Genomic DNA, 10,419 nt, shown 5'->3' on the forward strand with positions numbered 1-10,419 from the left:
GGGTTTGACGTCAAAAAAAGCGAGGTCCACGGCATGGCGCAGCGCGGCGGCTCGGTGGAGGCCCATCTGCGCTACGGCGAGAAGGTCTACTCGCCGCTGATCGAACTGGGTACGGCCGATATCCTGGTGGCCTTCGAGATTTTGGAGGCGGTCCGTTATCTGCCCTACCTGCACAAGGACAGCGCCGTTGTGGTCAACACCCAGAAGATCCTGCCGCCGTCGGTGGCGCTGGGCAAGGCCAGCTATCCGGAAAACATCCTCGACGAGCTGAAAAACCGCCACATCAAGGTAGTGGCCATCGACGCCTTTGCCGTGGCCGAGTCGGTGGGCGAACTGCGCACCGCCAACGTCGCCATGGTCGGGGCCATGTCCAATTTCCTCGCGGTCAGCCCGGACGTCTTTCTTGGGGTGATTGACGCGACGGTCAAGGAGCGGTTCCGCGAGGTCAACAAACAAGCCTTTGCCGCTGGTCGGGCGGCGGTCTACGCCTGAACCGGCGGCAACCGGGCAGACAGCGCCAAAGCTGAGCAAGAGGTGAAACGATGATGTGGGTGGAAGAAATCGAGACGTTGCCGCGGGCCGGGCTGGAATCGATCCAGTTGAAACGGCTGCAGGCCCTGGTGCGCCGGATGTACGACAAGGTGCTGCCCTATCGGGCAAAGATGGACGCGGCCGGGGTCAAGCCGGGCGACATCCAGTCGCTGGCTGATCTGCGCAAACTGCCCTTTACCACCAAGGACGATCTGCGCGACAACTATCCCTTCGGCTTGTTCGCCACGCCCATGGACGACGTCATCCGGGTGCACGCCTCTTCCGGCACCACCGGCAAGTCGACCGTGGTCGGCTATACGGCGGCGGACATCGGCCTGTGGGCCTCGGTCATGGCCCGTTGTCTGACCATGGCCGGGGTCACCAAGGGCGACATGGTGCACAACGCCTACGGTTACGGCCTGTTCACCGGCGGTCTTGGCGCCCATTACGGCATTGAGGCCCTCGGGGCCACGGTCATTCCGGTGTCCGGCGGCAACTCGAAACGCCAGATCACCATCATGCGCGATTTCGGCTCCACCGTGCTGCTGTCCACCCCCTCCTACGCCCTCAATCTGGCCGATGCCATGATCGACTCCGGCGTCTCGCCCGAGGAATTGAAGCTGCGGGTCGGCATCCACGGCGCCGAGCCGTGGAGCGAGAACATGCGCGAAGAGGTCGAGCGCAAGCTGGGCATCCGGGCGGTGGACATCTACGGCCTCTCCGAGATCATCGGTCCCGGCGTGGCCATGGAGTGTCTCCACTCCGATCACGGCATGCACATCCTGGAAGACAACTTCCTGCCCGAGATCGTTGATCCCGACACCCTGGAGCCGTTGCCCTACGGCGAAACCGGCGAACTGGTCTTCACCACCCTGACCAAGGAGGCCTTTCCCCTGATCCGCTACCGGACCAAGGACATCTCGCGTCTGTTCCTGGAGCCCTGCGGCTGCGGACGCACCCTGATCCGGATGGAGAAGGTCACCGGCCGCACCGACGACATGCTGATCATTCGCGGGGTCAACGTCTTCCCCTCCCAGGTGGAACACGTGCTGGTCGGCATCGAGGGCGTCGAACCCCACTACCAGATCGAGGTCACCCGCGACGGCAACCTCGACGTCATGGCGGTGCTGGTTGAGGTCAGCGACCACATCTTCTCCGACGAAATCAAGGTGCTCGAAAAGCTGAGCAAAAAGATCCAGGCGGAGATCAAGGACATGCTCGGCGTCACCTGCAAGGTCAAACTGGTCGAACCCCGCTCCATCCAGCGTTCCGAAGGCAAGGCGCAGCGAGTGATTGATCGCAGGAAAATGTAGTCGTTTAGCTTTTCAGGTTGTTTAGTCTGTAGCTTGTTAGCGAAAATAGGCATTTTTTTATCGTTTTTAGCTGACAGACTAAACGCCTACAGGCTATCAACCTAAAACCTATCCACCTACCCCATGGAGGATCGTATGCGTGTCGAACAGATTGCGGTTTTTCTCGAGAATAAATCCGGTCGTCTGGCGGAAATCACCCGGATCCTGGCTGAAAACGACATCAACATCCGCGCCCTGTCCGTGGCCGACACCGCCGACTTCGGCATCCTGCGCCTGATCGTCGACAAGGTCGATCTGGCCAAGGAGGCCCTGCGCGCCGGAGGATTCACCGTCGGCAAGACCAACGTGGTGGCGGTCGAGGTGCCGGATCGCTCCGGCGGGCTGGCCAGCGTGCTCAAGGTGGTCAACGAGGCCGGGTTGAACGTCGAATACATGTACGCCTTTGTCAACAAGAGCGGCGCCAACGCGGTGCTGATCTTCCGTTTCGACGAGATGGACAAGGCGATTGAAATGTTGCAGGCCAACAGTTTTACCCTGCTGACCGGCACCCAGATTTGCGCCCTGTAGGATTCCAGGGGTTTGCATCGTCCTCGCCGGTCTCGGTCGGGCGATGTTTTTTATTCAAGTGCATTTTGTGAAAAGGGGGGGAAAGATGAAAAGCGGTATCAGACGATGGGCTTTGGGGTGCGCCGCCGGGTGCCTGGTGTTGGCGTCGGCGCTGTCGACGGCGACGGCGGGCACGGTCAAGGTCGGCGCGATTTTTGCGGTGACCGGCCCGGCCTCCTTCCTGGGCGGGCCAGAGGCGCGGAGCGCCGAGATGGTGGTCGAGAAAATCAACAAGGCCGGCGGCATCAACGGCGACACGGTTGAACTGATCGTCAAGGATTCGGCCGGCAGCTCGGAGAAGGCGGTTTCCTTTGCCAAACAGCTGATCGAGGAGGAGAAGGTGGTGGCGATCATCGGCCCCTCGACCTCCGGCGAGTCGCTAGCGGTGAAGAAGGTGGCCGAGGACGGTCAGACCACGTTGATCTCCTGCGCCGCCGCCGAGGTGATCGTTGATCCGGTGGCCCGGTATGTATTCAAGACGCCGCAGAAAGACAGCTTTGCCGCCCAGATGATCTTTGAGGAGATGCAGCGCCTCAAAATCAACACCATCGCCATTGCCGCCGGCAACGACGGGTTCGGCAAGGCCGGCAAGGAGCAGCTGGAGAAAATGGCCCCGAGCTTCGGCATCAAGGTGGCGGCCTCCGAGACCTACGACAGCAAGGCCACCGATCTCAGCGCCCTGGTGGCCAAGCTGAAGGCCGACGCCTTCATTCAGGCGGTGGTCAACTGGTCGGTGGTCCCGGCCCAGGCGATCATTGCCAAGAATATGCGCCAGGTGGGCTGGCAGGCGCCGCTGTTCCAAAGCCACGGCTTTGGCAACATCAAGTACGCCCAGGCCGCCGGGGCTGCCGCCGAGGGGATCATCTTCCCCTGCGGCCGCCTGCTGGTGGCGGACGCGCTAGAGGCCGCTCATCCCCAGAAGGCGCTGCTCACCCAGTATAAAAACGACTATGAGGCCAAGTACAAGGAAGACGCCTCCGCCTTTGGCGGCTACGCCTTTGACGCCATGAACATGGTGGCCGCGGCAATCAAGCAGGCCGGCAACGACCGGGCCAAGGTGCGCGACGCGGTCGAGGGCCTGCAAAAATTTGCCGGCGTTGGCGGCGTGTTTTCCTTTACGCCGCAGGATCACAACGGGTTGGCTATTGACTCTTTTGCCATGATGACGGTCAAAGACGGGAAATTTATCCTCTATCAGGGCCGATAAGGTCTGCGTCGGCGGGCGTCGAGCGGCGCCCGCCGCACAGTGTTCACTTGCATGAGTCTGGATCTTTTTTTTCAATACCTCTTTGCCGGCATCACCTACGGCGCCATTTACGCCGTTGTCGCCATTGGGTTCAACATCATTTACAACGCCACCGGCATCATCAATTTCGCCCAGGGCGAATTTGTGATGCTCGGCGGCATGATCTCCATCTCCCTGCTGCCGTTCATGCCGCTGTGGTGCGCGATTGCGGCGGCAACGGCGTTGACCATGCTGATCGGCGCCGCCATTGAAATGCTGTTCATCCGCTGGCTGCAGAGTCCTTCGGTGCTGCGATTGATCATCATCACCATCGGCATCTCCATCCTGTTGCGCGAATCGGCCCTGCACATCTGGGGCGAATCCATCCGCAGCCTGCCCTATTTCTACGGCAACGAGATCACCACCTTTTCTGTGGGCAGCGTCCACATTTCGCCCCAGGTGGTGTGGGTGATCGCGGCTTCCGGGGTGATGATGGGCGGACTGAGCCTCTTTTTCAAGAGCACGCCGATTGGCCGGGAAATGCGGGCCTGCGCCGCCAACCGGACGGCGGCCCTGCTCTGCGGGATTAACGCCCGCAACATGGTGACCCTGTCGTTCATGCTCAGCGCCGGCATCGGTGCCCTGGCCGGCTGCGTGATGTCGCCGATCACCTACACCCAGTACGATTCCGGAACTTCGCTGGCGATCAAGGGGTTCACCGTGGCCATTCTCGGCGGTCTGGGCAACTCCATGGCCGCTGTGGCAGCCGGCATCCTGCTTGGAATCATCGAGGCCTTTTCCGTGTCCGTGGTGCCGCTGGCCTTTCAGGACGCCATTTCCATCGCCATTCTCCTGATCATCCTCTTTGTCAAACCCCACGGACTGTTCGGCTCCAGTGAGGCGGCGCGGTTGAAGGACTTCTGATGCTGACCCGGAAAAACTACTCGCTGGCCGGGCTCTGTCTGGCGACCGTGGGACTGCATCTGCTGACCGTGCTCGCCGACGCCCCTTTTTATCTGACCCAGCTGACCATGGCCGCCTATTACGGGCTGGTGATCATCGGCCTGGGCGTGCTCATGGGCTACGCTGGCCAGATTTCCATTGGCCACGCCGGATTTTTTGCCATCGGCGGCTATGTCTCCGCCGCCCTGACCACCCGCAATCTGGCCCCGTTTGAGGCGTCGTGGCCGGTTCGGCTCCTGGACGGCCTGGGGCTGCTGGTTCCCGGCCAGGACGTCTACGGCGCCCATCTGCTGACCGTGTCGCCGTGGGCCGCCTGCGGCTGCGCGGTAACCGCCGCCGCCGTGATCGCCCTGATCATCGGCGTGCCGGTGCTCAAGCTCAAGGGGCATTACCTGGCCATGGCCACCCTGGGCTTTGGCACCATCATCTATCGCATCCTGCTGGCCTCTCCCTATTTTGGCGAGGCCGACGGCATTTCCGAGACGCCCGGCTTTACCTTGCTGCCGGCCCTGGGCAGTTGGGGGCCGCTGGTGATCAGCGGCGACGTCGAACATCGGGTGGCCAATTTTTATCTGGCCTGGGGTGTGCTCATCGTCGGGGCCTGGCTGCTGCTCAACTTGATCGGCTCGCGGGTCGGTCGGGCCCTGCGTTCGCTGCACAGCTCCGAAGAGGCGGCCGAGGCCTCGGGCGTTGACACTGCCCGGTTCAAGCTGCAGGTCTTTATTCTCAGCGCCGTTTACGCCGCCGTCGCCGGCGCGCTGCTCACCCACTTCAACGGCGGCATCGGTCCCAGCGAGGCCTCGGTGATGAAGTCGGTGCGCTATGTGGCCCTGGTGGCGGTGGGCGGCATGACCAACCTCTGGGGCGCGCTGATCATGGGCGTGGGGCTGACCTTTCTGTCCCTGCGCGGCGTGTTCGGGGCCTTTGACGACGCGGTTTTTGGCCTGATTCTGATTTTCGTCATGCTCTTTGCCCCGGACGGCATCCTCAGTCTGCGCCTGAAACCGCTGCTGCGCCGCATGTTCCTTGGGGGCCCGTCATGAGCGGTGTGCAGGATTTGAACACGCCGATGCTGGCGCTGCAAGGGGTGCACAAGCGGTTTGGCGGACTCCACGCGGTCAACGACGTCAGTTTCCAGGTGGCCGCCGGCAGCATCAAGGCGGTGATCGGTCCCAACGGGGCCGGCAAGACCACCCTGTTCAACCTGATCGCCGGCAATCTGCCGGTCAGCGCCGGAACCATCGTTTTTCAAGGCCAGGAAATCCAGGGCAAAAAGACGCATCAGGTCGCCCGGCTGGGCATGGCGCGGACCTTCCAGAACATCAAACTGTTCCACGGCATGACCGCGCTGGAATGCGTCATGGTCGGACGGCACGTGCAAAGCCGGAGCGGTTTTTTTGCCGGCATGTTCAATCTGCCCTCCACCTGGAAGGAGGAGCGGGCCATCCGCGCCCGGTCCCTTGAGCTGCTGGAGCTGATGCAGATTGCCGATTTGGCCGGGGTCGAGGCCACCAGTCTGGCCTTTGGCCAGCAACGGGCGGTGGAGATGGCGCGCGCCCTGGCGAGCGAACCCAAGCTGCTCCTGCTCGACGAACCGGCCGCCGGGCTGAACATCTATGAAACCGCCGAGGTGGCCAGATTGATTTGCGCCATCCGGGACATGGGAGTCACCGTGCTGCTGGTGGAGCACGACATGTCGCTGGTGATGGACATCTCCGACGAGATCGTGGTGTTGAGTTTCGGCTCCAAGCTGGCTGAGGACACGCCGGCCAACATCCAGAAGGACGCTGAAGTCATTAAAATTTATCTGGGAGAGGACGATGCCGGCTGAGTGCTTGCGCCAGTCGAGCCGACCCTCCTTCGCACGTGTCGCATGCTGAAGATCCGCAACCTTGACGCCGGCTACGGCAAATTACGGGTGTTGAAAAACATCTCCCTGCATGTCGACGCCGGCGAGATCGTGGCCATGATCGGCGCCAACGGGGCCGGCAAAACTACGTTGCTGCACACCGTCATTGGCCTGATCAAACCGATGCAGGGCGAGATCAGTTTTCTTGGCCGCTCCTGCGCTCGGACCTCGGTGGGGCAGATCGTCGCCTCCGGATGCGTGCTGGTGCCGGAAGGACGCCAAGTGTTCGCGCCGATGTCGGTGGAGGAGAACCTGCTGCTCGGCGGCCATGTGCTCCAGAAAACCCAGGGTCGGGTGGCCGTGCTCAAGGAACTGGAACATCAATACGAATTGTTCCCCATCCTGCGCGAGCGGCGGCGGCAACTGGCCGGAACGCTCTCCGGCGGCGAGCAGCAGATGCTGGCCATGGGCCGGGCGCTGATGTCCAAACCCCGGCTAGTGATGATGGACGAGCCTTCCACCGGGCTGGCGCCCTTGATCGTCCGCGACATTTTTCAGATTATTCTGCGGCTCCGGGCGGAGGGCAACACGGTGCTGCTGATCGAGCAGAACGCCAAGGCCGCCCTGGGCATTGCCGATCGCGGTTATGTGCTGGAGGTCGGCAAGGTCATTGTCCAGGGGCCGTCTGCCGACCTGCTGGCCAACTCGGATGTGCAGCGGGCCTATCTGGGTCGGGAAAAGATTGATGAGGTCGCTTAGACTGTATCTGTCGGACAATGGAAACAACCGAACGACCTGACAGACGCACCACCTAAACGCCTACAGACTAAACACCTACAGACTGAAATCTCATTATGTACTGGGAACCGGAACGAGAATGCATGGCAAGGGAAGACCTGGAGCAACTCCAGTTGGAGCGGTTGCAGTCGACGCTCTATCGGGTGGGCACCCACGTCCCCTTTTACAAAAAGAAATTTGAGCAGCTGAAGTTCAACTACGACGACATCCGTTCTCTGGACGACCTGCGGCGGCTGCCGTTCACCGAAAAACAGGATCTGCGCGCCAACTACCCCTATGGTCTGTTCGCGGTGCCGTTGCGCGACGTGGTCCGGGTGCATTCCTCCTCCGGCACCTCGGGGCAGGCCACCGTGGTCGGCTACACCCGCAACGACATCAAAACCTGGTCCAACCTGGTGGCGCGGGTGATCACCGCCGCTGGGGTGACCAAGAACGACGTCATCCAGATCGCCTTTGGCTACGGCCTGTTTACCGGCGGCTTTGGCCTCCATTACGGGGCGGAGTTGATCGGGGCCTCGGTCATCCCGATTTCAGCCGGCAACACCAAGCGGCAGATCCAGATCATGCAGGATTTCAAAACCACGGCCTTGGTCTGCACCCCCTCTTACGCCCTGGTGCTGGCCGACGCCATGATGGAGATGGGCATCAACCCCAACGGGCTTTCCCTGCGCTTTGGCCTGTTTGGCGGCGAGCCCTGGTCCGAGGGCATGCGCAAGGAAATCCACCAGAAACTGGGCATTGTCGCCACCGACAACTACGGTCTGTCCGAGGTCATGGGGCCGGGGGTTGCCGGCGAATGCAGCGAATGCAACGGCCTGCACATCAACGAAGACCACTTTTTGTTGGAGATTCTTGACCCCAAAACCTTTGAGCCGGTTCCGGAAGGCGAGGTCGGGGAACTGGTGATCACCACCCTGACCAAGGAAGCCTTTCCCATGATCCGTTATCGAACCAGGGATTTAACCCGGTTCATCCCCGGCGCCTGCCCCTGCGGGCGGACGCTGAAACGGATGGAGCGGGTGATGGGCCGCACCGACGACATGCTGATCATCAAAGGCGTCAACGTCTTCCCCATGCAGATCGAGAAGGTGCTGTTCGAGGTCGAGGGAGTCGAGCCCCATTATCAGATCATTGTTGAGCGCGAGAACCATGCCGACAAAATCACGGTGCTGGTCGAGGTGATGGAGTCGATCTTTTTTGACGAGATGAAGAAGCAGCGCATGGTGGTGGACCGCATCAAAAGTCGCCTTGCCTCTGAAGTCGGCGTCAGCGTCGACGTCAAACTGGTTGAGGAGAAAACCCTGGAGCGGTCGGAAGGCAAGGCCAAGCGGGTTGTTGATCGAAGGAAATTATAAAAAATTGCCGCCAGTTGCGAAAGTAGTGGACACCATGCGGGCAAGGGTGATTAGCTTTACTCAGCGTTTGCCTGAATGGTGGCGAAGGCGGCCTCTCCGGCGAGGCAAGACGGCAGTTCGCGGCAGATTTTTCGCTGTTGCGCAATGATGTGAAATTTGGCGCAGCGATCCCGATGGCCTGTGCCTGCCGACGGGATCGCCAACGCTTCCTGTTACCCCCCCCAATCACCGTAAAAAGGAGAACTGTATGAAATTGTATGTGTCTGGTCTGCTTGTCCTGCTGCTCATGGCGGGAACGGCTTTCGCGGCCGATCAGCCGATGGAGTTGAAAAATGACGAGCAGAAATTGAGCTACGCCATGGGCCTTGATCTTGGCGAGTATTTCAAAGGCCTTGAGGACAAGTTTGACCTCAACGTGCTGCAGCAGGGCATTGTTGACGGTTACAACGGCAACAAGCCGCTGCTTTCCGCCGCCGACGCCGCTGCAATTCAACAGGCCTTTGCCAAACGTCAGCAGGAAAAACAGATCCAGAAGACGGTGGCCATGGTCCAGAAGAACCGCAAGGCTGCCGAGGATTTCCTGAAGGCGAACAAGGGCAAGGAAGGGGTGACCGAGACCAAGTCGGGTCTGCAGTACAAGGTGGTGAAAAAAGGGCAGGGCGCCAAACCGGCCCCGACCGACACCGTCAAGGTGCAGTACAAGGGAACTCTGCTGGACGGCAAGGAGTTCGACAGCTCCTACAAACGCAACGAGCCGGCGGTGTTCCAGGTCAATCAGGTGATTGCCGGCTGGCAGGAAGCCCTGCCGTTGATGGAAGTCGGTTCGACCTACGAGTTGTACATTCCGCCGGATCTTGCCTATGGCGACCGTGGGGCTCCTCCTGTGATCGAGCCCGGCTCAATGCTGGTGTTCCAGGTTGAATTGATGGAGATCCAAGCGCCGGCCAAGGAAAAAGAGAAAGAAAAAGAGAAAAAGGAATAATCCCCTTTTCATCCCCTGACGCTGGTCATACCTTTTGTTCTCAGGCTGCAGAGTCGTGATGTGGAACGGCGGGCGTTGCACGATCCTTGGCAAACGGAAGGAGGCGCACCATGGGTAAAGACAAAAAAAAGGACAAGTGCTGTGAAGGTTATCTGAAGAAAGGCAAGATGTGCGGCAGTTGTCCTTTGAAGGACAAAGACAAAGAGAAGAAAAAGGACAAAAAGAAGGACAAAAAGAAAGAGAAGAAAAAAGACAAGAAGGGTTGATTGCTTCTTTGTCCTGGAATGATTGCAAGCCGGGCGTCTCTTTTGAGGCGGCCGGCTTTTTTTATTTGACCAACGGCGTAAAGGCCCGCAGAGCCGAGTTGTCGCCAAGGGTGGCGCGCAAACCCTCCAGCAGCACAAAGCGGCCCAGGGGATGCACCTGACAGGGAAAACTGGCGACAAACAGCGGATTGTCGCAGAGTCCGCCGGAAAGAAACAATTCTTCCGGTTCGTGGGCGAAACGGTAGGCGTTCAGGGCAATGCCGCGCACAAATTTCGCCACCGCCTCGGCTTCGGAGGCTCCGGAAACCACGGCGTCGAAGATGTGGCTCATGCCGAGCACGCCGCAGGTGATGGAAAAGCCGGAGGTCGGCGCCGGGATGGCGGCGTAGTCGAGCCGGTAGTAGGCGGCCAACAGTTCGATGGTGAAGCCCATGGAGGCGCCGCATTCAGCGTTCCAGCCCATGTCCGCCACCTCGCCCTGATGAAAACGGACAAACTTGATGTCGCGGCTGCCGCAATCAAGCAGCACGA

Annotated in this window: 11 protein-coding genes and 1 pseudogene; 11 read left to right on the forward strand and 1 reads right to left on the reverse strand. The window is 60.5% G+C overall.

The features are described from left to right. From RCH93_RS17570 to RCH93_RS17620, 11 genes are all read left to right on the forward strand, one after another. Positions 1-492, forward strand: a 492-nt coding sequence (locus RCH93_RS17570; protein ID WP_306549739.1) for an indolepyruvate oxidoreductase subunit beta, incomplete at its 5' end; no start/stop codon positions are given. Between the two features lie 50 nt (positions 493-542). Continuing rightward, positions 543-1,844, forward strand: coding sequence for a phenylacetate--CoA ligase family protein (locus RCH93_RS17575; protein WP_306549740.1), 1,302 nt, complete (start codon positions 543-545; stop codon positions 1,842-1,844). Positions 1,845-1,979: 135 nt separating this feature from the next. Further along, positions 1,980-2,411 carry an ACT domain-containing protein gene (locus RCH93_RS17580; RefSeq protein WP_306549741.1) on the forward strand — a complete coding sequence of 144 codons (432 nt, stop codon included), beginning with the start codon at positions 1,980-1,982 and terminating at the stop codon, positions 2,409-2,411. An 85-nt stretch (positions 2,412-2,496) separates the two neighbouring features. Further along, positions 2,497-3,657: an ABC transporter substrate-binding protein gene (locus RCH93_RS17585; RefSeq protein WP_306549742.1), complete on the forward strand. Its 1,161-nt coding sequence runs from the start codon at positions 2,497-2,499 to the stop codon at positions 3,655-3,657. Positions 3,658-3,708: 51 nt separating this feature from the next. Further along, positions 3,709-4,599: a branched-chain amino acid ABC transporter permease gene (locus RCH93_RS17590; RefSeq protein WP_306549743.1), complete on the forward strand. Its 891-nt coding sequence runs from the start codon at positions 3,709-3,711 to the stop codon at positions 4,597-4,599. Continuing rightward, the gene (locus tag RCH93_RS17595; RefSeq protein WP_306549744.1) at positions 4,599-5,681 is read left to right on the forward strand and encodes a branched-chain amino acid ABC transporter permease; all 1,083 of its coding nucleotides are present in this window, start codon (positions 4,599-4,601) and stop codon (positions 5,679-5,681) included. Before RCH93_RS17590 ends, RCH93_RS17595 begins: the two co-directional genes overlap by 1 nt. 26 nt (positions 5,682-5,707) lie before the next feature. After that, entirely contained in the window at positions 5,708-6,469 is a 762-nt protein-coding gene (locus tag RCH93_RS17600; protein ID WP_373693318.1) for an ABC transporter ATP-binding protein, read from the forward strand. Between the two features lie 42 nt (positions 6,470-6,511). Then, positions 6,512-7,246: an ABC transporter ATP-binding protein gene (locus RCH93_RS17605; protein WP_306549746.1), complete on the forward strand. Its 735-nt coding sequence runs from the start codon at positions 6,512-6,514 to the stop codon at positions 7,244-7,246. A gap of 95 nt (positions 7,247-7,341) precedes the next feature. Next, on the forward strand, positions 7,342-8,640 hold the full coding sequence (locus RCH93_RS17610) for a phenylacetate--CoA ligase family protein (protein WP_306549747.1): 1,299 nt from the start codon (positions 7,342-7,344) through the stop codon (positions 8,638-8,640). Between the two features lie 247 nt (positions 8,641-8,887). Further along, positions 8,888-9,622: an FKBP-type peptidyl-prolyl cis-trans isomerase gene (locus RCH93_RS17615; RefSeq protein ID WP_306549748.1), complete on the forward strand. Its 735-nt coding sequence runs from the start codon at positions 8,888-8,890 to the stop codon at positions 9,620-9,622. A 110-nt stretch (positions 9,623-9,732) separates the two neighbouring features. After that, the gene (locus tag RCH93_RS17620) at positions 9,733-9,888 is read left to right on the forward strand and encodes a hypothetical protein (protein ID WP_306549749.1); all 156 of its coding nucleotides are present in this window, start codon (positions 9,733-9,735) and stop codon (positions 9,886-9,888) included. A gap of 61 nt (positions 9,889-9,949) precedes the next feature. Here RCH93_RS17620 and RCH93_RS17625 read toward each other — a convergent pair. Beyond that, positions 9,950-10,419: pseudogene (locus RCH93_RS17625) on the reverse strand (ATPase); the annotation flags it as partial.

It is taken from the genome of Desulfobulbus sp. (assembly GCF_030824455.1).
In the GTDB taxonomy this organism is placed as follows: Bacteria; Desulfobacterota; Desulfobulbia; order Desulfobulbales; family Desulfobulbaceae; genus Desulfobulbus.

Excerpts from the sequence above, each read along its gene's own strand:
- RCH93_RS17575 (WP_306549740.1), top strand. The coding sequence starts at position 543 with ATGATGTGGGTGGAAGAAATCGAGACGTTGCCGCGGGCCGGGCTGGAA.
- RCH93_RS17580 (WP_306549741.1), top strand. The coding sequence starts at position 1,980 with ATGCGTGTCGAACAGATTGCGGTTTTTCTCGAGAATAAATCCGGTCGT.
- RCH93_RS17585 (WP_306549742.1), top strand. The coding sequence starts at position 2,497 with ATGAAAAGCGGTATCAGACGATGGGCTTTGGGGTGCGCCGCCGGGTGC.
- RCH93_RS17590 (WP_306549743.1), top strand. The coding sequence starts at position 3,709 with ATGAGTCTGGATCTTTTTTTTCAATACCTCTTTGCCGGCATCACCTAC.
- RCH93_RS17595 (WP_306549744.1), top strand. The coding sequence starts at position 4,599 with ATGCTGACCCGGAAAAACTACTCGCTGGCCGGGCTCTGTCTGGCGACC.
- RCH93_RS17600 (WP_373693318.1), top strand. The coding sequence starts at position 5,708 with ATGCTGGCGCTGCAAGGGGTGCACAAGCGGTTTGGCGGACTCCACGCG.
- RCH93_RS17605 (WP_306549746.1), top strand. The coding sequence starts at position 6,512 with ATGCTGAAGATCCGCAACCTTGACGCCGGCTACGGCAAATTACGGGTG.
- RCH93_RS17610 (WP_306549747.1), top strand. The coding sequence starts at position 7,342 with ATGTACTGGGAACCGGAACGAGAATGCATGGCAAGGGAAGACCTGGAG.
- RCH93_RS17615 (WP_306549748.1), top strand. The coding sequence starts at position 8,888 with ATGAAATTGTATGTGTCTGGTCTGCTTGTCCTGCTGCTCATGGCGGGA.
- RCH93_RS17620 (WP_306549749.1), top strand. The coding sequence starts at position 9,733 with ATGGGTAAAGACAAAAAAAAGGACAAGTGCTGTGAAGGTTATCTGAAG.